The sequence below is a fragment of the Actinoplanes octamycinicus genome, from assembly GCF_014205225.1.
Taxonomy (GTDB): Bacteria; Actinomycetota; Actinomycetes; order Mycobacteriales; family Micromonosporaceae; genus Actinoplanes; species Actinoplanes octamycinicus.
Window position 1 is genome coordinate 8,776,271 of sequence record NZ_JACHNB010000001.1, and the last position, 24,629, is coordinate 8,800,899.

At 73.5% G+C, this 24,629-nt stretch carries 19 protein-coding genes and 1 riboswitch; of the genes, 8 read left to right on the forward strand and 11 right to left on the reverse strand.

Features of this window, described 5'->3' with window-relative positions:
- The first annotated feature begins 109 nt into the window (after positions 1 to 109).
- Positions 110 to 847 carry an ATP-binding protein gene (locus tag BJY16_RS39780; protein ID WP_185044685.1) on the forward strand — a complete coding sequence of 246 codons (738 nt, stop codon included), beginning with the start codon at positions 110 to 112 and terminating at the stop codon, positions 845 to 847.
- Between the two features lie 506 nt (positions 848 to 1,353).
- Here the strand turns inward: BJY16_RS39780 and BJY16_RS39785 are convergent.
- Positions 1,354 to 2,352 (reverse strand): hypothetical protein, encoded by a 999-nt coding sequence (locus tag BJY16_RS39785; protein WP_185044686.1) that lies wholly within the window; start codon positions 2,350 to 2,352, stop codon positions 1,354 to 1,356.
- A gap of 2,722 nt (positions 2,353 to 5,074) precedes the next feature.
- Between BJY16_RS39785 and BJY16_RS39790 the strand changes: the two genes are divergently transcribed.
- Positions 5,075 to 5,596 carry a hypothetical protein gene (locus BJY16_RS39790; protein WP_185044687.1) on the forward strand — a complete coding sequence of 174 codons (522 nt, stop codon included), beginning with the start codon at positions 5,075 to 5,077 and terminating at the stop codon, positions 5,594 to 5,596.
- Between the two features lie 190 nt (positions 5,597 to 5,786).
- Positions 5,787 to 7,262 (forward strand): glutamate-cysteine ligase family protein, encoded by a 1,476-nt coding sequence (locus BJY16_RS39795; protein ID WP_185044688.1) that lies wholly within the window; start codon positions 5,787 to 5,789, stop codon positions 7,260 to 7,262.
- Positions 7,263 to 7,447: 185 nt separating this feature from the next.
- Here BJY16_RS39795 and BJY16_RS39800 read toward each other — a convergent pair whose 3' ends face one another.
- From BJY16_RS39800 to BJY16_RS39835, 8 genes are all read right to left on the reverse strand, one after another.
- A complete protein-coding gene (locus BJY16_RS39800) occupies positions 7,448 to 7,819 on the reverse strand; it encodes a cobalamin biosynthesis protein (RefSeq protein WP_185044689.1) in 372 nt (123 codons plus the stop codon).
- 11 nt (positions 7,820 to 7,830) lie between these two features.
- Positions 7,831 to 9,186, reverse strand: a complete 1,356-nt coding sequence (locus BJY16_RS39805; RefSeq protein WP_185044690.1) for a cobyrinic acid a,c-diamide synthase CobB — start codon at positions 9,184 to 9,186, stop codon at positions 7,831 to 7,833.
- A complete protein-coding gene (cobO, locus tag BJY16_RS39810; protein WP_185044691.1) occupies positions 9,180 to 9,779 on the reverse strand; it encodes a cob(I)yrinic acid a,c-diamide adenosyltransferase in 600 nt (199 codons plus the stop codon). The genes BJY16_RS39805 and cobO overlap by 7 nt, the downstream gene beginning before the upstream one ends.
- A 265-nt stretch (positions 9,780 to 10,044) precedes the next feature.
- Positions 10,045 to 12,294, reverse strand: a complete 2,250-nt coding sequence (locus BJY16_RS39815; RefSeq protein ID WP_373873476.1) for a VWA domain-containing protein — start codon at positions 12,292 to 12,294, stop codon at positions 10,045 to 10,047.
- 9 nt (positions 12,295 to 12,303) lie between these two features.
- A riboswitch (cobalamin riboswitch) is annotated at positions 12,304 to 12,433 on the reverse strand.
- A 107-nt stretch (positions 12,434 to 12,540) separates the two neighbouring features.
- On the reverse strand, positions 12,541 to 12,891 hold the full coding sequence (locus BJY16_RS39820) for a VOC family protein (protein WP_185044693.1): 351 nt from the start codon (positions 12,889 to 12,891) through the stop codon (positions 12,541 to 12,543).
- A 161-nt stretch (positions 12,892 to 13,052) separates the two neighbouring features.
- Positions 13,053 to 13,577: an SRPBCC family protein gene (locus tag BJY16_RS39825; RefSeq protein WP_239177850.1), complete on the reverse strand. Its 525-nt coding sequence runs from the start codon at positions 13,575 to 13,577 to the stop codon at positions 13,053 to 13,055.
- On the reverse strand, positions 13,574 to 13,891 hold the full coding sequence (locus tag BJY16_RS39830; RefSeq protein ID WP_185044695.1) for an ArsR/SmtB family transcription factor: 318 nt from the start codon (positions 13,889 to 13,891) through the stop codon (positions 13,574 to 13,576). Before BJY16_RS39830 ends, BJY16_RS39825 begins: the two co-directional genes overlap by 4 nt.
- A 133-nt stretch (positions 13,892 to 14,024) precedes the next feature.
- A complete protein-coding gene (locus BJY16_RS39835; protein WP_185044696.1) occupies positions 14,025 to 15,308 on the reverse strand; it encodes a citrate synthase in 1,284 nt (427 codons plus the stop codon).
- Positions 15,309 to 15,491: 183 nt separating this feature from the next.
- Between BJY16_RS39835 and BJY16_RS39840 the strand changes: the two genes are divergently transcribed.
- Together BJY16_RS39840 and BJY16_RS39845 are read left to right on the forward strand one after the other, a co-directional pair.
- Entirely contained in the window at positions 15,492 to 16,331 is an 840-nt protein-coding gene (locus BJY16_RS39840; RefSeq protein ID WP_185044697.1) for a universal stress protein, read from the forward strand.
- A gap of 39 nt (positions 16,332 to 16,370) precedes the next feature.
- Positions 16,371 to 18,707 carry a putative bifunctional diguanylate cyclase/phosphodiesterase gene (locus BJY16_RS39845; RefSeq protein WP_185044698.1) on the forward strand — a complete coding sequence of 779 codons (2,337 nt, stop codon included), beginning with the start codon at positions 16,371 to 16,373 and terminating at the stop codon, positions 18,705 to 18,707.
- Between the two features lie 8 nt (positions 18,708 to 18,715).
- Here the strand turns inward: BJY16_RS39845 and BJY16_RS39850 are convergent, their stop codons facing one another.
- Positions 18,716 to 19,270 (reverse strand): hypothetical protein, encoded by a 555-nt coding sequence (locus tag BJY16_RS39850; RefSeq protein WP_185044699.1) that lies wholly within the window; start codon positions 19,268 to 19,270, stop codon positions 18,716 to 18,718.
- A 276-nt stretch (positions 19,271 to 19,546) separates the two neighbouring features.
- On the opposite strand from BJY16_RS39850, the gene BJY16_RS39855 reads away from it, so the two are divergent.
- From BJY16_RS39855 to BJY16_RS39865, 3 genes are all read left to right on the forward strand, one after another.
- Positions 19,547 to 20,320 carry an exodeoxyribonuclease III gene (locus BJY16_RS39855; protein ID WP_185044700.1) on the forward strand — a complete coding sequence of 258 codons (774 nt, stop codon included), beginning with the start codon at positions 19,547 to 19,549 and terminating at the stop codon, positions 20,318 to 20,320.
- 95 nt (positions 20,321 to 20,415) lie between these two features.
- Positions 20,416 to 22,128 carry a PP2C family protein-serine/threonine phosphatase gene (locus tag BJY16_RS39860; RefSeq protein ID WP_185044701.1) on the forward strand — a complete coding sequence of 571 codons (1,713 nt, stop codon included), beginning with the start codon at positions 20,416 to 20,418 and terminating at the stop codon, positions 22,126 to 22,128.
- Entirely contained in the window at positions 22,125 to 23,165 is a 1,041-nt protein-coding gene (locus BJY16_RS39865; RefSeq protein ID WP_185044702.1) for a cobalamin B12-binding domain-containing protein, read from the forward strand. The genes BJY16_RS39860 and BJY16_RS39865 overlap by 4 nt, the downstream gene beginning before the upstream one ends.
- Before the next feature lie 694 nt (positions 23,166 to 23,859).
- Here the strand turns inward: BJY16_RS39865 and BJY16_RS39870 are convergent.
- A complete protein-coding gene (locus BJY16_RS39870; protein ID WP_185044703.1) occupies positions 23,860 to 24,102 on the reverse strand; it encodes a hypothetical protein in 243 nt (80 codons plus the stop codon).
- Positions 24,103 to 24,629 lie beyond the last annotated feature (527 nt).

Sequence of the window (24,629 nt, forward strand, 5' to 3'; positions counted from 1 at the left end):
GGACTCCCACGTGCCGCCCCCACGAGATTCCGCCCGGCCCGGTGGTTTGCCCCCCGGTGACGCCGGGCACCTGCTGTGACGACAGCCCACCGTCAGGGGAGGGGGACCGATGCCCAGCCAGCTGGTCTGCCGGCCGGAACGGGACCTCCCGGTGGCGGTGCTGACCGTCAGCGGCACCCTGGACCGGCTCACCGGCGACGCACTCGGCGTCGCGGTCCGCCGTAGCCTGGCCGGACAACCGGTGAAACTGCTGCTCGACGTGACCCGATTAAGGGTGGCCGACCCGATCGCCTTCGGCACGTTCGGCTCAGTGGTCTGCCAGACCGCCGAGTTCCCGAACGTGCCGATCGTCGTCTGCGGCGCCGACCCGGGCACGTCCGCCGCGCTCGCCGCCACCCCGGACTGCGCCGGCGTCGAGATGGCGGTGGACTGCGAGGCCGCCCTGGCCGAGGCGACCACCGAGCCGGCGCCGGACACCATCCGGGTCCGCCTGCGCCCGGTCCCGGAAGCCTGCCGCCAGGTCCGCAACCTGGTCGACCAGGCCTGCGCCCGCTGGCAGCGCACCGAGTTCGCCGCGACCGCCACGCTGATCGCCACCGAGCTGGTCGCCAACGTGGTCCGGCACGCCCACACCACCATGGAGTTCACCCTGGCCGTCCGCGACGGCCGCCTCACCATGGCGGTCCGCGACGGCAGCCGCACCATGCCCCGCCAGCTCGACCCGGGCCTCACCGACTCCGGCGGCCGCGGCCTCCGCCTGGTCCGCGAACTCTCCGCCGCCTGGGGCGTCCTCCCGATCACCGACGGCAAAATCGTCTGGACCCACCTGATCCCCGCCCTGACCTGACCCCCGGCCTGACCTGCCCCCCGGCCTGACCTGGCCGCCTGCCTGACCTGATCCCCGCGAAACTCAACCGCCGCCACCGGGGATCCGCCTGCACCCGCCGTTTCCCGCACGGCCGCCCCTCGCTGCCGCTTCGCTCAAAACCGCCAGCGCTGCCGCAACGTTCCTGGTCCACTCACGGCCGCCCCTCGCTGCCGCAACGATCCCTGGTCCGCTCACGGCCGCCCCTCGCTGCCGCAACGATCCCTTGTTCGCTCACGGCCGCCCCTCGCTGCCGCGATGTTGCCGGTTTGCTCACGGATGCCTTTTTTGTACGGCCTCGGGCCCGGACAGGCGCAGCTGCCCCTCCCGTGGCTGCCCGCGACCGCCGCCGGACACCGGACCGCCCGGCGACCGCCGGGCGGAGCAGGTGCGCACGGTCCCGAGTGACCCTCCACCGGCAGACTCCACCTCAGGTGACCACCGGCGCCATCACCCCCGATTACGCCGGGACCGGAACGCCCGAGGCACTACTGGCGACGCGGCAGGCCGCTCGGGGCGCTGGCCGGGTCTTCCGGACCGTCCTCGGACGGCAGGGACGCCGGGCGGGCGGCCAGCGAAGGCGCTCCCCGGCCCGGGAGGCCGGAGGGTGCGTTCGATTCGTCCATCGGCGCACCGGACGACTCCGCGACCGGAGCGGCCGGGCTGTGCTGGCCCATGTCCGGCGGCTGCAGCCCGGAACGCACGATGCCCGGCCCGGGCGTGGGCGGGTTGTGCTGCCCCATGTCCGGCGCTTGCAGCCCGGAACGAGGCGCAGCTGCCCCCGACGACGGCGGGTTGTGCTGCCCCATGTCGGGCGGCTGCAGCCCGGAACGCACGATGCCCGGCCCGGGCGTGGGCGGGTTGTGCTGCCCCATGTCCGGCGCCTGCAGCCCGGAACGAGGCGCCCCCGGACTCTGCTGCCCCATGTCCGGAGCCTGCAGTCCTGGCCGCGCCTGCCCCATGTCCGGAGCCTGCAGTCCCGACCCGGCCAGCCCGCTGCCCGGAGCCTGAAGTCCCGGCCCCGCCAGCCCGCTGCCCGGAGCCTGAAGTCCCGGCCCCGCCAGCCCGCTGCCCGCAGCCTGAAGTCCCGGCCCCGCCAGCCCGCTGCCCGCAGCCTGAAGTCCGGGCCGCGCCTGCCCCATGTCCGGAGCTTGCAGCCCCGGGCGCGCCTGGCCCATGTCCGGCGGCTGCAGGCCGGGATGGGCCGCCCCCGCCGGGACGGGAGCCAACGGCGGGTTCTGCTGCCCCGCAGCCGGCATCTGCCCGGTCATCACCGCCGCGGACGGCAGGAAGTCCCCACCGGCTCCACCCGGCCCCGCCGCAGCGCCTGGCGAGCCCGGATGGCCCATCGAGCCCGTTCCCTGGCCGCCGGCGACACCCGGCCCACCGGCCTGCCCGATCGGCATCGCCGGAGCACCCGGCTGCCCGGCCGGAGCGCCCTGTCCGCCCAGCTGCCCGGCCGACATCCCGGCGCCGGGCTGCCCCATCGGAGAACCTTGCCCGCTCGGCGTTCCTGAAGCACCAGGCTGCCCCAACGGCGCCACCTGACCACCGGCCGAACCCATCGGCGCGCCCGAAACGCCCGCCTGCCCCAACGGCGCGCCCGGGAGGCCCGCCTGCCCCAACGGCGCACCAGGGATACCCGGCTGGCCCATCGGCGCATTCGGAACGCCCGGCTGGCCCGTGGGGGTGCCTTGCGCACCCGGCTGGCCCATCGCAGCCATGTCCTGGGCGCCGGGCTGCGGCATCGGCGGCTGTCCCGCTCCCGGCGTCATCGGCTGACCGGGCGGCATCATCGGCGCTGGTCCACCGGCCATCGGCATACCGGCCGGACGTGCCGAGCGGGTGAACCGTGGCGCGTCCAGCGGACTGTTCTGCTGGCTGTAGCCGGACGCCGCGGCCGGCGCCCCGCCCCCGACAGGCTGCCCCATCGGAGCCGCCCACGGCGCCGGCGCCCCGTCACCCGGAGCCCCCTCAGCGGGAGCGCCCGCCATCAGCCCATCCGGCCCCCCGGGCATCAGCCCACCCGGAGCGCCCGCCGCCGATCCACCCGGAGAGCCTGACATCGATCCGCCCGGAACGCCCGGCATCGGTCCGCCCGGAGCACCGGCCATTGACCCACCCGGAGTCCCCGCCAACGCCCCACCCGGAACGCCGGGCATCGAGCCACCCGGAGCGTCGGACATCGGTGCCGGTCCCGGCGAGGGAACCGCGTCGGCTCCCGGAGCCGGCCAAGCGGGGTTCGCCGGAGATTCGGTCGGTGCAGAGGTAGCCCACGGCGGCACACCCGAGACCGGACCGACCGCCTGCGCCGGACTCGCCAGCTCAGCCGGCGGCCACGGAAGCGCCCCAGTCCCCGCACCGCCGGCAGGCCCGCCCTGCTCCTGCACCCCCGCGAGCCCACCGAGTCCGCCCAACCCGCCAGGACCGCCAGGCCCACCGGTCCCGATGGAACCGGTAGACCCAGTGGGACCGCCGAGCCCGGCGGCACCGGCCAGCCCGGAAGGACCGCCCAGCCCACCGGGACCGGCATCCTCCGACGCCGCGGCAAGCCCGCCCAGCATGCCCATCCCCAACCGGCCGAGCGACCCGGCATCACTGGAAGCGTCATCAGACCCGGCCGAGCCGCCGCCCAGCCGGGCGCCACCCAACCCCATCGGCGCCTCAGCGCCGCCGGACACGGCTGCTCCCGGACCTTCCTCCGCCGGAGGCCAGGGCCGCAGCCCACCGGAGGCCGTCTCGGTCCGCTCAGCCGGCGGCCACGATCGAACGGGAGCCGCACCGGCCTCCTCGGAAGCCGGCGGCCACGGCCGCAATCCCGCACCAGAACTGTCCCCGCCAGCCGCCCCGGAAGCCGAACCCACACCGCCCTGCGGCGCCGATCCGGACGGCCCAGCCTCGGCACCACCCTCAGCGGGCGGCCAAGCCTTCAGCCCACCCCCGGACCCCAGCCCGGAAAGCCCCGATCCCAGCCCTGCGGACAGCCCCGAACCGGACCCGGCCGACGGCCCGGAGCCCGGCCCGGCCGACGGCCCGGAGCCCGGCCCAGCCGACGGCCCCGAACTCAGCCCGGCCGACGGCCAGTCCCGCCCTTCGTCCGGCCGCCCGGAAGCATCGGGCGAGGCCGGCGCCGCATGCGCCCCCTCGCTCCGTTTCCCACTGCCCAGCCCGCCACCGGTGGCCACCGGCTCGTCCCCTGGCGGCCAGGCGCGCAGCTCACCGGCTTCCGTCCCCGACTCGCCGGAACTCCCGTGCCGCCCGGCCCGCGCCGTCAGCCCACCGGCTCCGGGCGCCCCGTTGACCCCGCCGCCGACCGGCGGAAAGCCCGGCCCAGCATTGTTCCCGGCGGCTGGGGCCGGCGCGGCGTTCGCCCGCGGCAACCCGCCCAGCCGGGACTCCGTCCACGACTCCCCCGCCACCCAGGGCCGCGTCCCGGTCGGCTCGGTGGCCCAGCTCGGCAACTCCGAGGAGAGCGGCCCCTTCTCCGGCTCGCTCTCTCGCGCCGCCCCACCGCCGCGAGCCTGCGAAGATCCGGGCGCGACGTGCGACAACCCCGGCCCCGGCCCGAGCGGATGATGTTCCGCCGCCGACCGCGCCGCCGCCCCCGGCAACGGACTGGTCAACGGGTCGCCGGCCCACGGCGGCGCGCCCCCGGTCGTACCCTCAATCGGTGATCCCGCGGGCGGACTGCCCGGACCTTCCCCCGGGCCCGGTGGCCAGGCGGATCCGATGCCGGGCGGCGCGAAAGCCGGTCGGGTCGCGGCGATCAGCCCGGAGGCTTCGGCGAGGCCGGCGGCGGCGAGCACCTCGGCGGCCGCCTGACCGGAGCGGCAGGGCAGTTCCTCGCCGCAGACCGGGCAGTGGCTGAGGCCTTCGCGCGGGCCCTCGCCCCCGGCGTGCGCCTCGAGCATCTCCCGTGCGGTGCGCGCCAGCACGCTTTCCGGTTTGACGTAGTTCGTCGGTGCCACTGGTCTCCGCCCCCTGTCCGCGCGAGATTTCGCACGACCCGTCGTCCAGTTCACCCCGCCGGGTACCCCTAAAGGGCGGGTTTCCGCAGATCGGTGGGTTGCCGGCGGGAATTGCCCGGTATCGGGCGCGGGCTGCGTCACCGGTTGGTAAGGAGAAGAAGATCAGGATTTCACGATTCACTCACGGTGCATGGCCGAGTTCTCTCCGTAACATTGAAGAACATCCAGGAGGTGATCCCCCATGGACGACACCGAGCTGCACCGCGAGCGGATCCTCCGGCACGTCAGTCCGATCATCACCGGCCGGTTCGTCGGCTACCAGGCGTCCTACACGCGGGAGGTGAGCGTCGGGAGACCCCTGGCGATCTTCGTCTTCCTCACCGCCGGGATCGCCCAGCTGGTCGCCTCGCTGCTCCGGATGAGACCGGCCCGGCGCAGCCTCAAGGATCTGCGCAAGGGCCCGGAGTTCCTGGTCACCCCGGTCCGGCTGCGCGACGATCTGGGGCAGACCTACGAGATCGAGATGCACGGCCAGCTGCCGCAGTCGGCGCTGCACCGCGGCGACCTGGTGCAGGTGCGCACCGAGCCGCAGCGGGACCGGACCCTGCCGGTCAGGCTGACCCAGGTGGTGAACCTGACCACCATGCAGCCGCTCACCCCGCGGATCCCGACCCGCTGGTCGCATCTGGGCCCGGCGATGCTGCTCCAGGCCGCGGCGGGCCTGGTGGTGGCCGGGGTGGTGCTGGCCGCACTGCTGCGCTGAGCCGGCGCGTAAAGATCGGGAGGAACGGGTACCGGGGCGTCCATGTTCGACGCACCGTTCGCCATCACCCGCCAATGCTGCCCCGTCGAGTCGAGAACAGGCATAGACAGCGGTAATCATGGGTCCGGGGGGACCGCTGCGACGATGCCCGTTCCCCCTCCGCGCTGACAGCTGGCGAAGGTGGTGCCTGGTGGGCGAGAAGGTCGAACAGACACAGTTTTCCCGGGAGGACCGGAGCCGGTACCGGCAGAAGGTCCGCCGCAGTCTCGACGTGTTCGCGACGATGTTGCGCGAGTCGCGCTTCGAGTTCGAGCGGCCGATGACCGGCATGGAGATCGAGCTCAACCTGATCGACGGCAATGCCGACCCGGCGATGTGCAACGCCGAGGTGCTCGGCGCGATCGCCGATCCGGACTTCCAGACCGAGCTCGGCCAGTTCAACATCGAGATCAACCTGCCGCCCCGGCGGCTGGCCGGTGACGACTACGCCGACCTGGAGAAAGGCCTGCGGGCCAGCCTGAACCACGCCGAGCACAAGGCCCGGACGGTCGGCGTGCACATGGTCACCGTGGGCATCCTGCCGACCCTGCGCCGCGAGCACCTGACCGGCGCGGCGCTCTCCGCGAACCCCCGGTACGCGCTGCTCAACGAGCAGATCTTCGCGGCCCGCGGTGAGGACCTCGACATCCGCATCGACGGCGTGGACCGGCTCGCGGTCACCACCGACAGCATCGCGCCCGAGGCGGCCTGCACCAGCACCCAGTTCCACCTGCAGGTCAGCCCGGCGCAGTTCGCGGCGTACTGGAACGCCTCCCAGGTGATCTCCGGGATCCAGGTGGCGCTGGGCGCGAACTCGCCGCTGCTGTTCGGCCGGGAGCTGTGGCGGGAGACCCGGATCCCGCTGTTCGAGCAGGCCACCGACACCCGCTCGGAGGAGATCCGGGCGCAGGGCGTGCGGCCCCGGGTGTGGTTCGGCGAGCGCTGGATCACCAGCGTCTTCGACCTGTTCGAGGAGAACGTCCGCTACTTCCCGGCGCTGCTGCCGATCTGCGAGGACGACGACCCGGCGGACATGCTGGAGCGCGGCGACATCCCGCCGCTCAGCGAGCTGCGCCTGCACAACGGGACGATCTACCGGTGGAACCGGCCGATCTACGCGGTGGTCAGCGGCCGCCCGCACCTGCGCGTGGAGAACCGCGTGATGCCGGCCGGCCCGACGGTCGCCGACACCATCGCGAACGCGGCGTTCTACTACGGCCTGGTCCGCAGCCTGGCCGAGGCGGACCGCCCGATCTGGACCCAGCTGAGCTTCCGCGCCGCCGAGGAGAACTTCCACACCTGCGCCCGGCACGGCATCGACGCCAGCGTCTTCTGGCCCGGCGTCGGCACGGTGCCGGTCACCGAGCTGGTGCTGCGCCGCCTGCTGCCCCAGGCGGCCGACGGCCTCGACCAGTGGGGCGTCTCACCGGCCCAGCGGGACCGCCTGCTCGGCATCATCGAGCAGCGCTGCCTGCGCCAGCAGAACGGCGCCTCCTGGCAGGTCGACACCCTGCACGAGCTGGAGAAGAAGGGGATGGACCGGCAGCGCGCGCTGCACGAGATGATGCGCCGCTACCTCCCGCTGATGCACGAGAACGTCCCGGTCCACGAATGGGAAGTTTCTTAAAAGACCCACATTTTGTACGCCTGGGCGGCCTCCCGTGGCTCCACGCGGGCGATGCGCGGCTCGAGACCGCCCGGCGACCGCCGGGCGGGCTCCGCTGCTCACCGTCACCCCCACCCCGGAGCAGGACCAAGGCCGTCCCGTGCTTCCCGGGGGCGGCCGGGCCCCTCGTTCCGAGGCGGCCCCGCTCACCCCCGCGCGATCGCCACCGTCACGCCGCCGTACACCCGCTTGGGCAGCACCAGCTCCCCGCCCGCACCCGCCGCGAGCAGCGCCGCCGCCTCCGCCACACTCGGCGTCCCGACCGCCGCGGCCACCACGTCGCTGGGCGCTCCGGGGACCGGCTGTGCCGCGAGTTCCGCCGCCGTGAAGGCGACCAGCCGCCACCCCCGCTCCCGCGCGAGCTCCTGCACCCCCGGCTCGGCCGCCCGCCGGTCCAGGGTCGCCAGCACGGTCCCGTCCAGCACCTCGACCCCGGCCTCGGCCAGCGCCCCCTGCACCGCCGTCGCCAGGTCACCCGCCGAGGTCCCGGCGCGGGCCCCGACCCCGACCGCAAGCACCCCGGCCACCATCACGCCGCCGCCGCGCGCACCAGCCGCTCCGCCATCCCCCGCCGCCCCGCCCAGTGCAGATGCAGGTAGGACGCGTGCACCCCGGGACCCGCGAACCCCTCCGGATCCGCGCCCCGCCACGCCCACGCCGCTCCCCCGGCCGGCGACAGCAGCAGCCCGGACCGGGGATGCACGGTGGTCCGGTGGAACTCGTGCCCGGTCACCCGGGTGCCGGCCGCCGCGAGCGGGCTGTCGGTCAGCGCGACCGCGTCCCGGTAGCCCAGGGTCAGCGACGGGGTCATCGCCGCCTCCGCGTCCAGCACCCCGCACATCGGGGCGCCGTCCAGGGTGCGGCACAGCCAGAGCAGGCCGGCGCACTCGGCGGCGATCGGGCGGCCGGCCACGGCCAGCTCCCGGACCGCCTCGCGCAGCGGCTCGTTGGCGGACAGCTCGGCGGCGTACACCTCGGGGAAGCCGCCACCCACCACCAGCGCACGGGCGCCGGCCGGCAGGGTGGTGTCGCGCAGCGGGTCCACCACGGCCACCTCGGCGCCGGCGCCGGTCAGCAGCTCGGCGGTTTCCGCGTACGCGAAGGAGAATGCCGGACCACCGGCGAGCGCGACGACCGGGCGGCCCGCAACCGGGGTCTCCGCCTCCGGGGTCCACGGCGTCGCCGCCAGCGGCGGCGCCGATCGGGCCACCGCCGCCACCGCGTCCAGGTCGACCGCGCCGGCGATCAGCGTGGCCAGCGCGTCCACCGAGGCGAGCGCCTCGGCCCGGCGTTCCGCGGCGGGCACCAGCCCGAGGTGCCGGGACGGCGCGGACACCGCGTCGGCCCGGCGCAGCGCGCCCAGCACCGGGGTGCCGACCTCCTCGCAGGCGTCCCGCAGGATCTGCTCGTGCCGGTCGGAGCCGACCCGGTTCAGGATCACCCCGGCCAGCCGCACCGTCCCGAAGCTGCGGAACCCGTGCACCACCGCGGCGATCGACCGGCCCTGCGCGGCGGCGTCGACGACCAGGATCACCGGTGCCTGCAGCAGCTCGGCGACCTGCGCGGTGGAGCCGGTCTCGCCGGCCCCGGTCCGCCCGTCGTAAAGGCCCATCACGCCCTCGACGATCGCCAGTTCGGCGCCTTGTGAGCCGTGTGCGAAGAGCGGCCCGATCAGCTGCTCGCCGACCAGCACCGGGTCCAGGTTGCGGCCCGGCCGGCCGGCGGCCAGCGCGTGATAGCCCGGGTCGATGTAGTCCGGGCCGACCTTGAACGGCGCCACCGGCAGCCCGCGCCGGGCGAACGCGGCCAGCAGCCCGGTGGCCACGGTGGTCTTGCCGTGCCCGGACGCCGGCGCGGCGATCACCACCCGGGGAATCGTCACCATTCGATGCCCTGCTGCCCCTTGCGCCCGGCGTCCATCGGGTGCTTGACCTTGGTCATCTCGGTGACCAGGTCGGCCGCCGCGATCAGGTCCGGGTGCGCGTCCCGCCCGGTGATCACCACGTGCTGGGTGCCCGGTCGCTCGGCGAGCGTCCCGATCACGTCCGCGACGTCCACCCAGCCCCACTTCATCGGGTAGGTGAACTCGTCCAGCACGTAGAACTTGTAGGTCTCGGCGGCCAGGTCCCGCTTGATCTGCGCCCACCCCTCGGCCGCCTCGGCGGCGTGGTCCCGCTCGGTCCCGGCGCGCTGGATCCAGGACCAGCCCTCACCCATCTTGTGCCAGGTGACCGGCGTCCCGTTGACCCCGTCCAGGGCTTTCAGCGCGGTCTCCTCGCCGACCTTCCACTTCTGCGACTTGACGAACTGGAACACCCCGATCGGCCACCCCGCGCTCCACGCCCGCAACGCCATCCCGAACGCGGCCGTCGACTTCCCCTTCCCCGGCCCGGTGTGCACGGCGAACACCGCCTGCCGCCGCCGCTGCCGCGTCGTCAGCCCGTCGTCGGGCACGGTGGTCACTTTCCCTTGCGGCATCTGGTCGCTCTCCCCTGCACATCAAAGATCCATTTTCGGTACGCGGTCCGCACCCGGCCGGCCGCGTCTCTCCGCGAGCACCGCCGTGCCCTCCCCGAGCCCTTGCCGTACCAAGCCCGGCCGCCCGTCCCCCTCCGCGAGCACCGCCGTGCCCGAGGCCCAGCCGCGGTCCCGCCCCCGGCTGGTTGTCATGGGTGTCTCCGGGGCCCGGAGACACCCATGACAACCAGCCGGACAACCGCGACGCGCGTCCCGGACCGTCCGGTCAGGCGGCTCGGCGGTAGGCGCGGTCGGCAGAGGCCGGGGCGGGCGCCGGACGCGCGTGGCCGGTGGCGGCTTCCAGCTGGTCCAGCGGCATCACGTCGGCCCGGAGGGCGGCGGCGAGCTTGCCGGCCAGGCCCAGGCGGATCGGGCCGGACTCGCAGTCGACGACGACCGTGGCCACGCCGGACAGGGCCGGGGCCAGCAGCAGCGGGTCCGGGCCGCTGGTGGCGCGGCCGTCGGTGACCACGATCAGCAGTGGGCGGCGCCGGGGGTCGCGGCGGCGTTCGGTGGCGATGGTGCGGGCGGCGGCGCGCAGGCCGGCGGCGAGCGGGGTCCGGCCACCGGTGCGCAGGGCGGCCAGCCGCATCACGCCGACCTCGTGGCTGGACGTCGGCGGCAGCACCACCTCGGCGTCCGCGCCCCGGAAGGTGATCATCCCGATCCGGTCGCGGCGCTGGTAGGCGTCCCGCAGCAGGGACAACACCGCGGTCTTGACCAGCGTCATCCGCTTGCGGGCGGCCATCGAGCCGGACGCGTCGACGACGAAGAGCACCAGGTTCGCCTCGCGGCCGACGTGGATCGCCTCGCGCAGGTCCCGCGGCTCGACCCGGAACGCTCCTCGCGCCGACACGAGCTCACGGCCCCGCGCCACCTCCCCGGTCCCCGGGACAGCACGGTCGCCACGGACAGTAGCTCGGCCGGCGTCCAGGGCGCCGCGGTGCAGGGCGGCTCGGAGGGTGGCGGGCAGGTGCGGGGCGCCGGCGAGTTTGCCGAGCGGCTTGCGGGCGCCGACGACCCGGCCGCGGCGGGCGTAGGCCGGGGAACGTTTGCCGGTGTGGCCGCCGTCGCCGCGCGCGGTGATCCGGAGCGTGCGCGGGCGGAAGGCGGCGCCGGCCTGGGCGGGCGCGGCGGCCTGGCCACCGCCGCGCGGCGCGTCACCCGCCGGCGGCGGGTCGGCGGGCGTGGACGGCGAGGTGTCGGCGGGCGTCGCGTCGGCCTGCGGACTGCCGCCCGGGCCACCGGGCGGAGGACCACCGGCCGGGCCACCGGGGCCGCCGTCGGGACCACCGTCCGGCCCGCGATCCGGGCCGCCGGGACCGCCGTCCGGGTCGTCGTCCGGGTGCCGGTCGTCCGGCCCCTCGCCCGCGGCGTCGTCCCGGGACTGACCGGCGAGGTCCTCCCGGGCCTGGCGCTCGGCCTCCTCGAGGGCCTGGTCCAGCTTCTCCTCGTCGGTGCCGGGCGGGTCGAGCGGATCGGTGCGGCGCCGGTGCGGCAGGGCCAGCCGGGCCGCGTCGCGGACGTCGTCGGCGGTGACCCGGTCGCGGCCGTGCCAGGCGGCCAGCGCGACCGCGCAGCGGGCCACCACGATGTCGGCGCGCATGCCGTCGACCCCGTAGGCCAGGCAGACCCGGGCGATCCGGTCCAGCTCGGCGTCCGGCAGCACGACCGTGGGCAGGATGGCGCGGGCGGCCGCGATCCGGGCGGCGTACTCGCGCTCGTCGGCGACGAACCGGGCGGCGAAAGCGGCCGGATCCAGCTCGTAGGCGAGCCGGCGGCGGACCACCTCGGCGCGCTGGGTGGCGTCGCGCGGGGCGGCCACCGTGACCACCAGGCCGAACCGGTCGACCAGCTGCGGGCGGGGCTCGCCCTCCTCCGGGTTCATCGTGCCGACCAGCAGGAACCGGGCCGCGTGCTTGACCGAGACACCGTCGCGCTCGACGTGGGCGCGGCCCATCGCGGCGGCGTCCAGGAGCAGGTCGACCAGGTGGTCCGGGAGCAGGTTGACCTCGTCGACGTAGAGCACGCCGCGGTGCGCGGCGGCGAGCAGGCCGGGCTCGTAGGCCTTGACGCCGTCGGCCAGGGCCCGCTGGATGTCGAGGGTCCCGACCACCCGGTCCTCGGTGGCGCCGACCGGCAGCTCGACCAGGGTGGCCGGGCGGTGCGCGGCGGGGGTGTCGGCGGCGTGCGGGCCGTCCGGGCAGTCCGGGTCCGGGGCGGCCGGGTCGCAGGCGAAGCGGCACCCGCGGACCACCGTGACCGGCGGGAGCAGGGCGGCCAGGGCGCGGACCACGGTGCTCTTGGCGGTGCCCTTCTCGCCGCGGACCAGCACCCCGCCCACGGCCGGCGAGACCGAGGTCAGCAGGAGCGCGAGGCGCAGGTCGTCCAGGCCGACCACGGCCGAGAACGGGTACGGAGTTGTCACAGGGTGTTCCCTCCCGGCGGGTGTCCACGCCCGCGCGTCGGTCGTCACGAGCGGCCGGAGTCTCCTGACTCCCGGATCGCCGTTCCCCGCTCGCCTTCCGGCCTGCCGGCCGTGGCGTGCTGTCTCGTCAGCGGGTCGCTCCCCGGTCACAGTGGCGGGACCGTCCCGGATTCACACCGGGTTCCTCCGCAACCGCTCGGGCCCCATCCTTCCGACCGACAAGCCGCCCCGTCAAACAACCCCCACGAGATCACACCCCGCGGCCGAGCAACGCCACGAGATCACACCCCGCGGTCAGATCGAGACCAGGCAGAACACGTGCCCGTCCGGATCGGTGAGCACCGCCTGCCGCTCGCCCCACGGCTGGTCCTCCGGCGCGTCGATCACGGCGGCTCCCGCCTTTTCGGCCGCCGCGGTCACCGCGTCGACGTCGTCCACCCGGAAACTGATCGCCACCCCGGCCAGCCCCGCGGTCGGCGGCCGCTGGTGCAACATGATCTCGGTGGTGGTGCCGGGAACGGTCAGCGTCGAGAAATCCCCGAACGCGGACTTCTCGGTGAGACCGAGCACATCCCGGTACAACGCCCGGCTCCGGTCCAGGTCCGCTACCGACACGATAAGGCGCTGAAGTCCGATTACGGTCATGCTCGCGACCCTACTACCGGGTTTTCGGTGACCACCCGCGGGCATTGAAGGGGGTCGGTGATCGCTCGGGACGCGCCAGCGTCCTGATCACCGACCTCCGCCCCGCGCGGGAGCATGCGATCCGCACCCCAGCGGACGCGCGAATACAAAGATCTTGATCTTCAGATTTTGTCCGTAGACGATGCGAAGACAGCCGCATAGTGGTCGCGCAAGTCTTTCCAGCCGTGGTCCATGGCGGCCTTGCCGCGGATCGCCGTCACCGGCTCGCCGGCCAGCAGCCGCCCGAGCACGTCGGCGCACAGGTGCCACCCGGCCGCGACCATCGCGTCCATGTCACGATCGGCCAGCGTGTGCCGCAGCGTCAGCCGCGTGCCGTCCCCGGCCGGCTCCAGCTCCCAGCGCAGCAGATCCTCGCCCCAGGTGTATTCGAGCAGCTGGGTCGCCTCCACCCGATGAACGAAGGCGGGCAGCGCGGTCCGCTCGTCGCCGTCCACCATGGTGAGGGTGGCCGGACCGGTTTCGGTCAGCGGCCGGGAGGCGGTGAAGGGCGCCCAGCGGTCCAGCCGCTCCGGGTCGACCAGGGCGGCCCAGACCCGCTCGGGCGGCTGGGGCAGCTCGCGGATGAAGATCAGGGTCCAGCGGTCGCCGTCGGCGACCACCGCGGCCTCGGTGTGCGGTCCGGTCACGGTTCCTCCTCCGATGAGGTCGACGCGAGATGTCTTCCCAGGGCGTCCAGGTGGCCGTCCCACAAGGTCCGGTACGGCCGGAGCCATGCGTCGAGGGCCCGGAACGGCCCCGCCTCGAGCCGGTAGATCCGCTGCTGGGCCTGGGCCCGCACGCTGACCACACCGGCCTCGCGCAGCACCCGCAGGTGCTTGGAGACCGCGGGCTGGCTCATCCCGAGCGCCTGGACCAGGTCACCCACGCTCGCCTCGCGGGTCAGCAGCGCGTCGACGATGCGCCGGCGGGCCGGTTCGGCGAGCACTTCCAGGACGTCCACCCCACCAACATGCCCCAGCAGGAATATAACTGTCAAGGCATACTGGGTGCCGAGAAACGCCCCACCGGAATTCCGGTGGGGCGCCGTTCGACGATCCGGTTCGGGCTCCGCCTCCGAGTCCGAGACGGATTTCTCAGCGCTGCGACATCGGGACGAAGTCGCGCACCGGGGAACCGGTGTAGATCTGCCGCGGGCGACCGATCTTGTTGGCCGGGTCGTTCATCATCTCGCGCCACTGGGCGATCCAGCCGGGCAGACGACCGATAGCGAACAGCACCGTGAACATCTTCGTCGGGAAACCCATGGCCTTGTAGATCAGGCCGGTGTAGAAGTCGACGTTCGGGTACAGCTTGCGGGAGACGAAGTAGTCGTCGTTGAGCGCGATCTCCTCGAGCTGGAAGGCGATGTCCAGCAGCGGGTCCGGCGTGTCCAGGGTGGAGAGCATCTCCTGGGCGGCCTTCTTGACGATGGCGGCGCGCGGGTCGTAATTCTTGTAGACCCGGTGGCCGAAGCCCATCAGCTTGACGCCCTTTTCCTTGTTCTTCACCCGGGTGACGAACGAGTTGACGTCTCCGCCGTCCTTGCGGATCTGCTCGAGCATCTCGAGCACCGCCGCGTTGGCGCCGCCGTGCAGCGGGCCGGACAGCGCGTTGATGCCGGCCGAGACCGAGGCGAACAGGTTCGCCTGGGCCGAGCCGACCAGCCGCACCGACGACGTGGAGCAGTTCTGCTCGTGGTCGGCGTGCAGGATGAAGAGCATGTCCAGGATCTTGGCGACCTTGGGGTCCACGTCGTAGTTGACGGTCGGCAGGCCGAACGTCAGACGCAGGAAGTTCTCCACGTAGTCGAGCGAGTTGTCCGGGTACGGCAGCGGGTGGCCGATCGACTTCTTGTACGCATACGCCGCGATGGTCGGAAGTTTCGCCATCAGCCGGATTGCGGAGATATCCACCTGCTCGTCGTCCAGCGGGTCGAGCGCGTCCTGGTAGAAGGTGGACAGCGCGGTCACCGCCGAGGAGAGCACCGCCATCGGGTGCGCGTCGCGGGGGAAGCCGGAGAAGAAGGTCCGCATCTCCTCCTGCAGCAGCGTGTGCACCCGGATCTTGTCGCCGAAGTCGCGCAGCTGCTGGGCGGTCGGCAGCTCGCCGTTCATCAGCAGGTACGAGACCTCGAGGAACGTCGACTTCTCGGCCAGCTGCTCGATCGGGTACCCGCGGTACCGCAGGATGCCGGCGTCACCGTCGATGTAAGTGATCGCCGACGTGGTCGACGCGGTGTTCACGAAACCCTGGTCCAGGGTGACGTAGCCGGTCTCCTTCAGCAGCGCACTGACGTCGATGCCGCCCGGCCCGTCGACGGCCTCGCGAACACCCATCGACAATTGGCCACCGGGGTGGTCGAGCTTGACATCCGTCATGTATTTCCCTCACTTCACCGGCAGATGTCCCAAAGATTTTGCCGTTCACCGTAAACCCTCAACCTGAATGGGTCATCAGGTGGCCACCCGGTGAGGCATTGGTCACCAGTCCGTATAGACCGTTGCGCCATAGATAATGATCGGTATATTGCGAGAACGTAACGGGAAGCGGAGGTCGGACCGATGCAGATCCCGAGTCGGCCCCCCGTCGTGGTCGGGGTGAACGGGACCGCGGCCGGCCTGGCCGCCGTGCGCCTGGCCGCCCGGGAGGCGGTCTCCCGCGGCACACTCCTGACGGTGCTGCACGCTTTCAGCTGGGACGAGGCGGAATCCCGCCGCACCGCCTCACGCGTCGTCGAGGAGGCGGTCACCACCGCCCAGCGTTCCACACCCGGCCTCGACGTGCGGGGTCAACTCGTGGATGGACCCGCCGCCCGGGTGCTGCGCAAGGCCAGCCGGACCGCCGGGCTGCTGGTCCTGGGCGCCGACGACCTGGCCGCGACCGGCCGGCTGCCGGCCACGTCGCCGCTGCTCGAGGCGGTCACCCAGGCCTGGTGCCCGGTGCTGGTGGCCCGCGGGCCACGCCCGCCGTCCGGCCGGGTGGTGGCCGCCGTGGACGGCTCCGCCCCGTCCGTCCTGGCCCTGCGCCACGCCGCCGAGGACGCCCGCCGCCGCCGGCTGCGGCTGGACGTGGCGCACGCCGGCGACGAGGAGACCGGGCAGCGGGTGCTGGACCGGGTGCTCGCCCTGGTGCCGGACCTGCCACCGCTGCGCCGCCGGCTGCTGACCGGCCCGCCGGCCGCCGCCCTGGTGCGGCTCTCCCGCGGCGCCGGGCTGATCGTGCTGGGCCCGCGCGGCTCCGGGGGCGCCGGCCGATTCGGATCGGTGGCCGACGAGTTGTTGCGGCACGGCGGCTGCCCGACCGTTTTCGTCCACGGCCGCCGGGAACCCGCCGGAAAGTCGAAACCGGGCCACTCAACTGACCAATTCCGGCCGGTGACGACGCGTCCGTTGCTACGGTGAGGAAACATTAGTCTTAGGGCAAAACGGGAGGAATGCCCGGTGCGCTCCGTGCTCCCGCCCGCCATCGCCCGCCGCCAATGGCAGTTCATGGCCGTCATCGGGGTCCTCGCGACCGCGTTGTACGCGGCCTACTCGTCCTCGAACCTCGCCGCGGTGAGCCTGGTGGTGCTCTGCGTGCTCACCGTGGCGGCCTGCTTCGTCGGGCCGCGCCGGTGGGGTGCCGAGCCGCCGGTGGCCTGGCTACTGATGGCGCTCGCGGCGCTGCTCTTCCTGGTCGGGCTGCTGATCCGGCCGACGGTCACCAACCAGCCGATGCCGCTGCCGCTGCTCGCCGACGTGGCCACCTTCAGCGGTTACCTGCTGCTCGGCACGTTCCTGTTCATGCTGCTGCGCCGCCGGCAGAGCCTGGAGCGGCACGCCGTGCTGGACGGCCTGATCGTCTGCCTGGCCGCCGGGCTGACCAGCACGCTGCTGCTGGCCGCGCCGGCCGCCGCGATCCCCGGCCGGCCCGCGCTGCTCTCCATCATCCAGGGCACCTACCCGCTCTTCGACATCGTGCTGGCGCTCCTGGTGATCAACCTGGCGTTCACCACCAAGACCTGGCCGGTCAGCATGATCGCGCTGCTGGTGATGATGGTCGGGCTGTTCGTCGGCGACACCGCGTACGCGATCGTCGGGGTGAACGGCCAGATCTACGCCTCGCCGCTGCTCAACGTCCCGTACGTGCCGGCCTTCGCGGCGCTCGGGGTGGCCGCCCTGCACCCGTCGGTGACCGAGATGAGCCGCGCCGACCGGCTGCCCGTACAGGCCTGGTCCTGGCAGCGGCTGGCGGTGCTGCTGCCCGCGCTGTTCCTGCCGTTCGCGCTGCTGCTGACCACCGGCACCAGCGCCGCCTCGCACCGGATGCTGATCGCGGTGGCCGGCGCCCTGATGATCCTGCTGCTGCTGGCCCGGGCGATCTCCGCGGTGCAGGCCCAGGTCGCCGCCCAGCTGCACTCCGAGCACCAGGCCACGCACGACCCGCTCACCTCGCTGCCCAACCGGCAGTCCATCTCCGGCGAGATCGAGCGGCTGGTCACCGCGGTCGACTCGCACGGCCCGCAGCGGGTCTGGGTCTACATGCTCGACCTGGACGGCTTCAAGTGGGTGAACGACTCGTGGGGTCACGACACCGGCGACCAGCTGGTGATCGAGGTCGGCCGCCGGTTGCGGGCCCAGGTCCCGGAGACGGTGCCGGTGGCCCGGGTCGGCGGCGACGAGTTCCTGCTCGCCTTCGTCGGCGACAAGGCCGGCGCGCTCCGGCTGGTGGACGACATCCGGGGCTGCTTCGCCCGCCCGTTCACGGTCCGCGACACCGAGGTGGTGATCAGCGCGTCGATCGGCATCGCGCACTCCAGCGGCGACGCGATGCGCTCCGCGGTCACCGCCGAGGCGCTGATGCGCGACGCGGACACCGCGATGTACCGGGCCAAGGCCGAGGGGCCGGGCCGGTCCACCATCTTCGACACCTCGATGCACGACCAGGCCCGGGAGCGCATCGAGCTGGAGGTGGCGCTCCGCCAGGCGCTCAGCGACGACCAGCTCTACGTGGTCTACCAGCCGATCGTGCGGCTGGAGACCGGGATGCCGGTGGGCGCCGAGGCGCTGGTCCGCTGGGAGCACCCGACCCGCGGCCAGATCCCGCCGATGCTGTTCATCCCGATCGCCGAGGACTCCGGCCTGATCTCGCAGATCGGCACGTTCGTCCGCAACGAGGCGCTGCGCCAGCTCGGCGTGTGGCGCTCGCAGGGCGTCGTCTCGGAGAGCTTCTACCTGTCGATCAACGTGTCGCCGCGCCAGCTCAGCGAGCCGGACCTGCCGCTGGTCTTCTCCGGCGAGCTGTTCAAGTACGGCGTCCCGGCGCAGTGCGTGGCACTGGAGATGACCGAGTCGGTGATGGTGGACGGCTCCAGCGTGACCGGCCGGGTCCTCCACGAGCTGCGCCAGCTCGGCGCGAAACTGCTGGTCGACGACTTCGGCACGGGCTTCTCCGCGCTCGGCTACCTGCGCCGGTTCCCGGTCACCGGGGTCAAGATCGACCGGTCCTTCGTGATCGGGCTGGGCAAGAACGTCGAGGACGACGAGATCGTCCGCGCGGTGGTCGCGATGAGCCACGCGCTGGGCCTGAGCGTGATCGCCGAGGGCGTCGAGACGGTGCTGCAGCGCGAGGCGCTCTACCACGTCGGCGTGGTGAACGGGCAGGGCTGGCTGTGGGGCAAGGCGGTGTCGGCGGTGGAGTTCGCCGAGCGCTGGCACCTGTCGGCGGCGCTGCCGGAGATCCCGCTGCCGGTCGCCGCGGTGACCAGCTCCGGGCGGCACCGCCGCCCGGAGGAGTAGGACTCGGGTCAGGGCTTCTCGTTGTTGGGGAACTCGTAGAGCCAGAACGACTGGGCGTCCATCCGGGTCGGCACCGCCTTGCCGGAGATCCGGGTGAGGATCACCCCGATCATCCGGGGCAGCCGCAGCTGCTCCTCGTTGTAGGTGCAGATGTCCACGAACACCTTGCCGTTGGCCGCGCCGATCGGCCGGTACAGCGCGGTGAGCAGTTCGACGAAGACACCGCTCCCGCTGCCGCCCTTCTTGGCGCCGACGAAGAGCACGTAGAAGATCCGCTTCTCGGCGTACAGCTCCGGCCAGTGGTGCCGGAAGTAGTCCGGCGAGATCAGCGAGACGGCCTCCAGGTTCGTGGTCATCGCGGCCATCCCGACCACCGTGCCGTCGTCGTCCAGGACGAGGTACTTCTCCGCCCGGTCGTCCTCCATCAGCTCGTCGAACTCGTGCCGGTAGAGCAGATGCCGGTTCACCGCGAGCACGGCCAGGTCGCCGAACGACTCCGTGTAGAAGTCCCAGGCCGGGTCGAGCAGTTCGGCCGGTACCACCGGCATGACTTCCACACGCATGTTCGCCCCCGTGAAGTTGCCTCGCTTCCTGACAAACCTCTCAGCCCCACTGGTGCGGCGCGGGCAATTCCGGCATCATTCGCTCACAGATTTGCCGACGTGAGCTGCCTCACGTCGGCCCGGGAGGGCGCGGAGGCGACATGGCGAACCACATCGGCACCGAGGTGTTGGTCGCTGTCCTGGTGATGCTGGCCGCCGGGCTGGGCCTGGCGCTGCTCGCCGCGACACGGGGCGGGTTGCCGCCCCGCCGCTGACGCCATGCGGCAGGCTGGACGGATGCGCTTCGCCACCTGGAACGTCAATTCGGTCAAGGCCCGCCTGCCCCGCCTGCTCGACTGGCTGGAGCACACCGCCCCGGACGTGGTCTGCCTGCAGGAGACCAAGGTCGGCGAGGACGCCTTCCCGGCCGCCGAGGTGGCCGAGCTGGGCTATGCGACGGCCGCCCACGGCCAGGGCCGGTGGAACGGGGTGGCGCTGCTGTCCCGGGTCGGCGTCGAGGAGGTCCGCCGCGGGTTCCCGGGCGAGCCCGGCTACCCCGATCCGGAGGCCCGGGCGATCAGCGCGGTCTGCGACGGCATCCGGTTCATGTCGGTCTACGTGCCGAACGGCCGCACCCCGGACGACCCGCACTACCTCTACAAGCTGGAGTGGCTGCGGGTGCTGCGCGACGTGCTCGCCGCCGACCTGGCCACCGGCCCGCTGGTGGTGGCCGGCGACTTCAACGTGGCGCCGACCGACGCGGACGTCTGGGACCCGGCCCTGTTCGCCGGCTCCACCCACGTCACGCCGCCGGAGCGGGCGGCGATCGCCGCGCTGCGCGATCTCGGGCTCACCGACGTGCCGGCCCGCGCCATGAAGGGCGACCACCCGTTCACCTATTGGGATTACCGCGCCGGGATGTTCCACCAGAACAAGGGGATGCGGATCGACCACGTCTACGCCAGCGCCGACGTGGCCGCCGCGGTCACGGACGCGGTGGTGGATCGCGAAGCGCGCAAGGGCAAAGGTCCGTCCGATCACGCCCCGGTGGTGGTCGACATCCGGCGCTGACCGTGCCGGTCCGGGACCGCGCGATGCCCGATTCCCGGCCAACCCCGTAGGCTGAGGTTGGTTCTGCACGACTCGGCGGGGAGACGGGAGGAACGATGGCTTCGCGAACGCCGGCCGCTCGCGGCGAGGCGGCGACGCCACCGGTCCAGGTGGCCACGCCGCAGTTACTCCGGGCGGCGCTCGACGCCGCCACCGAGGCGATGCTGCTGTGCGCCGCCGCGGACGACACCATCCTGCTGGCCAACGCGGCTGCCCAGGCCCTGGTGCCCGGCCTGCGGCCCGGCGAGACCCTGACCGCGGCGCCGCTCCCGGAGCTGGCCGCGGCCGCGGCGGACGGCGCCGACAGCTTCCGGTCCGAGCACCAGGACCATTTTCTGTACGGGTTGCGCCGCCGCCTCGACGACGACCACTACGCGTGGTACCTGCGGGACCGCACCGACGAGCACGAGCGCACCGCGGCGCTGGAGGCCGAGCGGGCCCGGGCCGCGTTCCTGGCCGACGCCGGCCGGCACCTGTCCGCCTCGCTGCACCTGCGCCGGGTCCGGCGCACCGTCGCCGAGCTGGCCGCCGCCCACCTGGCCGACGCCGCGGTGGTGATCCTGCCCCCGATCAAGCGGCAGAGCTCCTGGACCAGGCTGCTGCCCGGCCACCCGGTGGAGGAGGGCACCCTGCCCGAGCGCAGCCTCACCGAGGTGCCCGGCCTGCGCGAGGTGATCGACGGCTTCCCGCCGATCCCGAGCCGCTGGCTCGACCCGGGCCAGGCGCCCGGCTGGCTCTTCCCGGCCGCGCTCGGTCCGATCGGCGCGCTGCTGGTCACCCCGCTGCCCGGCAACGCCGAGCCGGCCGGCGCGCTGATCCTGGCCCGCACCGGCGCACGCGCCGCGTTCAGCGAGCAGGACGAGGCCCTGGTCCGGGTGTTCGCGATCCGGGCCGGCGCCGCCCTGGCCGCGGCCGGCCTCTACCGCGCCCAGGTGGACACCACCGCGGTGCTGCAGGCCGACCTGCTGCCCCCGGAGCTGCCCCCGACCGAGGGATTCGAGCTGGCCGGCTCCTACCAGGCGGCGTTCGAGGCGCTGCAGGTCGGCGGCGACTTCTACGAGGTGTTCGGCCCGTCCGCGGCCGGCTCGGACACGTTGGTCGCGCTCGGCGACGTGTGCGGCACCGGCCCGGAGGCGGCGGTGCTGACCGGCAAGGTGCGCCAGACGCTGCGCGCGCTGCGCCTGGTGCGGGCCGGGCCGGAGACCATGCTGCGGGTGCTCAACCAGGCCATGCTGGAGTCCAGCCGCAAGCAGCGCTTCGTCACCCTGGTGGTCGGCTCGATCACCCGGGCCGAGCACGGCCGGGTGCGGATCGAGCTGGTCAGCGGCGGCCACCCGCCGCCGATGGTGCTGCGCGCCGACGGCACGGTCGAGGAGGTGCCGGTCAGCGGGACGCTGATCGGCGTGATGCCGGAGACGGTCGTGCATCCGGCCACCGTCGAGCTGGCCCCCGGCGAGCTGTGCCTGCTCTACAGCGACGGCCTGACCGAGGCGCGCGGCGGGCCGACCGGCCACGACCAGTTCGGCGAGGCCCGGCTCCGGCAGTCGCTGTCCTCGTGTGCCGGGCTGCCCGGCGCGGTCACCCTGGAGAGGCTGCGTCAGCTGGTCTCCGACTGGGTACATGGAGGCACCACAGACGACATCGCGATGCTGACGGTCCGGGCGCCGGCGCGACCACCGCTCAGCTTGCGCGGCGGCGGGGCGCCGAACCAGTCTCCTTACCTGGCCGCCACCCGCCGCGCCGACCGGAGGGCCCGCCCGCGCGTATGATCACCAGCCACTCGTCCCGCGCCCTCGACGACCCCGGCCTCTACCAGGAATACCTCGACCTGGTCGGGGACGGCGACGAGTTCGGCGCCACCGAGATCGCCCGGTCACTGCTCGACGACGGCGTCCCGGCCCAGCGGATCATGGTCGATCTGATCGGCGGCACCCAGGCCCGGGTCGGCGAGCTGTGGGCGGCGAACGAGTGGTCGGTGGCCCGCGAGCACGCCGCGACGGCGGTCAACGAGCGGGTGCTGGCCGCGCTCACCGTCGGCCGGAACACCCCGCCCCGGCGCGGCCGGATCACCCTGGCCTGCGTGGACGGCGAGTGGCACGGGCTGCCCGCACGGATCCTGGCCGAGCTGCTGCGGATGGACGGCTGGCGGGTCGACTTCCTCGGCGCCAGCGTCCCCGGCCCGCACCTGATCACCCACCTGCACCAGACCGGCCCGGACGCGGTCGCGCTGAGCTGCATGATCCCGACCCGGCTGCCGCGCGCCCACGCCGCGATCACCGCCTGCCGGGCGGCCGGCGTCCCGGTCATCGCCGGTGGCCGGGGCATGGGTCCCGGCGGCCGCTACGCCGAGCGGCTCGGCGCCGACGCCTGGGCCGGCACCGCCGAGGAGGCGGTGATCCGGCTGGCCACCGACTGGCCGCCGCCGCTGCCCCCGGAGTTCCCCACCGAGTTCCTGGGCGACGAGGAGTACACCCACCTGGTCCGCTCCCGGCCCCAGCTGATCGAGACCGCGATGCAGCGGCTGGCCGCGGCCTACCCGGCGGTGCACCACTACAACGAGCAGCAGCGCGAGGCCACCCTGGAGGACTTCGGCCACATCGCCGACTTCCTGGCCGCCTCGCTCTACATCAACGAGCCCCAGGTCTTCCGCGACTTCACCACGTGGACCGCGGGCGTCCTGACCGCCCGCAAGGTCCCGGTCGCCGCCCTCCGCACCGGCCTGCGCCTGGTCCGCGACCAGCTGATCGACTTCCCCACCGCCATCGCCACCCTGGACCTGGCGATCGCCGACCTCCCCCAGTCCTGACCCGGTCACGTCCAGCGCCAGCCGCGACGCCCGTCACTGCCCACCGTCCCACCCGCGGCCCCCGTCCCCGGCTGGCCCTCCCGGGTGTCTCAACCTCCCTGAAACACCCATGAGAAGCAGCCGGCCCACGGTCCCGGCTGGCCCTCACGGGTGTCTCAACCTCCCTGAAACACCCGCGAGAGGCAGCCGGCCCACGGTCCCGGCTGGCCCTCACGGGTGTCTCAACCTCCCTGAAACACCCATGAGAAGCAGCCGGCCCCCGGTCCCGGCTGGCCCTCACGGGTGTCTCAACCTCCCTGAAACACCCATGAGAAGCAGCCGGCCCCCGGTCCCGGCTGGCCCTCACGGGTGTCTCAACCTCCCTGAAACACCCGTGAGAGGCAGCCGGGACCGTGGGCGGCGGCCGCGGCCGGGACCAGCCGCGGCGTGGGCTGGTTCGCCACCGTGGATCATCGCCATTCGGATGATCCAGGATGTGTCCCGCGGCCCCCTGTGCTGGGCGCGCTTGCCGGCGTACCGTGCTGAGGCCACGCGGCCACCGGGCGGGCCCCCGGTGGCCGCGTGTTCACCAGACGCACCTCACGGAATCCGCCGTGGACCCGCACGGTGCGGATCGCCGCGACGCGAGGCGGGCGGCGCGGGACCACCCGGCTCGCGGCCGCTTGTGCCGCGGCCGGGGCCGCGGCGGGGTCGGTCAGCTGCGGCGGAAGACGTAGCTGCGTCCGCCGGAGGCGCCGGCGGCGCGGCTGGCTCGGGCGCGGTCGGACCGCTCCCGGGCTGCCTGCCGGGTGTCACGGGCGCCGTGGTGGGCCACCTCGGCGCTGCCGCCCTGATCGTCGCTGGTGCCGGTCTTCGGCACGCGGCCGAGAGCCGCGGCGAGGTCCCGGCGGGCGAGGTCGTCCTGGTCGAGATGCACCGAGAAAGATTGCGCAGGCATATCGCTACCTCCTGGAAGGTCGAGTCCGGTGCCCGGTTCGGGGGCGGGCGGGAAGGCCGGCGATCGATGCCGCGGGGAGGTTGCCGGGATCGGAGACGCCACCGGAGCCATACCGGAGGAAGTCGCATCCGAGCGCGGAACCCGATCGGCGATCGAAGGTCAGCGCGGAAGGCGACCTGCGCGGGCTCGACCGAGCGCATTCACCATCGGACACGGAGACCGGGGATGCTAGGGAGCCGGTGGCGCGGGCGCCTGGGATGCGATCACAGCATGCGGCCAACCTATGCGGCATGCTCGGGTGACGCCACCGATTATTCGGCGACTCCGGTATGAGGTGGTCGCGGCGGTTCTGGGCGTACCGAAAATGGGAAACCGCGCCATAAAGCGGACCGCGACCGCGACAGCGGACCGACCGCGACAGCGGACCGTGACCGCAACAGCGAACCGACCGAAACAGCGGACCGCGACCGGGACGGAGCAGCGAACAGGGCCACGGGGACGGCGAAGCGGGCCGGCTGCACCGCCGG

What these genes read in the sequence shown, in the direction of transcription:
- BJY16_RS39780 (WP_185044685.1), top strand. Translation starts at nt 110, where the DNA reads ATGCCCAGCCAGCTGGTCTGCCGGCCGGAACGGGACCTCCCGGTGGCG.
- BJY16_RS39785 (WP_185044686.1), bottom strand. Translation starts at nt 2,352, where the DNA reads ATGGGGCAGCCCGGCGCCGGGATGTCGGCCGGGCAGCTGGGCGGACAG.
- BJY16_RS39790 (WP_185044687.1), top strand. Translation starts at nt 5,075, where the DNA reads ATGGACGACACCGAGCTGCACCGCGAGCGGATCCTCCGGCACGTCAGT.
- BJY16_RS39805 (WP_185044690.1), bottom strand. Translation starts at nt 9,186, where the DNA reads ATGGTGACGATTCCCCGGGTGGTGATCGCCGCGCCGGCGTCCGGGCAC.
- cobO (WP_185044691.1), bottom strand. Translation starts at nt 9,779, where the DNA reads ATGCCGCAAGGGAAAGTGACCACCGTGCCCGACGACGGGCTGACGACG.
- BJY16_RS39820 (WP_185044693.1), bottom strand. Translation starts at nt 12,891, where the DNA reads ATGACCGTAATCGGACTTCAGCGCCTTATCGTGTCGGTAGCGGACCTG.
- BJY16_RS39835 (WP_185044696.1), bottom strand. Translation starts at nt 15,308, where the DNA reads ATGACGGATGTCAAGCTCGACCACCCCGGTGGCCAATTGTCGATGGGT.
- BJY16_RS39840 (WP_185044697.1), top strand. Translation starts at nt 15,492, where the DNA reads ATGCAGATCCCGAGTCGGCCCCCCGTCGTGGTCGGGGTGAACGGGACC.
- BJY16_RS39850 (WP_185044699.1), bottom strand. Translation starts at nt 19,270, where the DNA reads ATGCGTGTGGAAGTCATGCCGGTGGTACCGGCCGAACTGCTCGACCCG.
- BJY16_RS39855 (WP_185044700.1), top strand. Translation starts at nt 19,547, where the DNA reads ATGCGCTTCGCCACCTGGAACGTCAATTCGGTCAAGGCCCGCCTGCCC.
- BJY16_RS39860 (WP_185044701.1), top strand. Translation starts at nt 20,416, where the DNA reads ATGGCTTCGCGAACGCCGGCCGCTCGCGGCGAGGCGGCGACGCCACCG.
- BJY16_RS39865 (WP_185044702.1), top strand. Translation starts at nt 22,125, where the DNA reads ATGATCACCAGCCACTCGTCCCGCGCCCTCGACGACCCCGGCCTCTAC.
- BJY16_RS39870 (WP_185044703.1), bottom strand. Translation starts at nt 24,102, where the DNA reads ATGCCTGCGCAATCTTTCTCGGTGCATCTCGACCAGGACGACCTCGCC.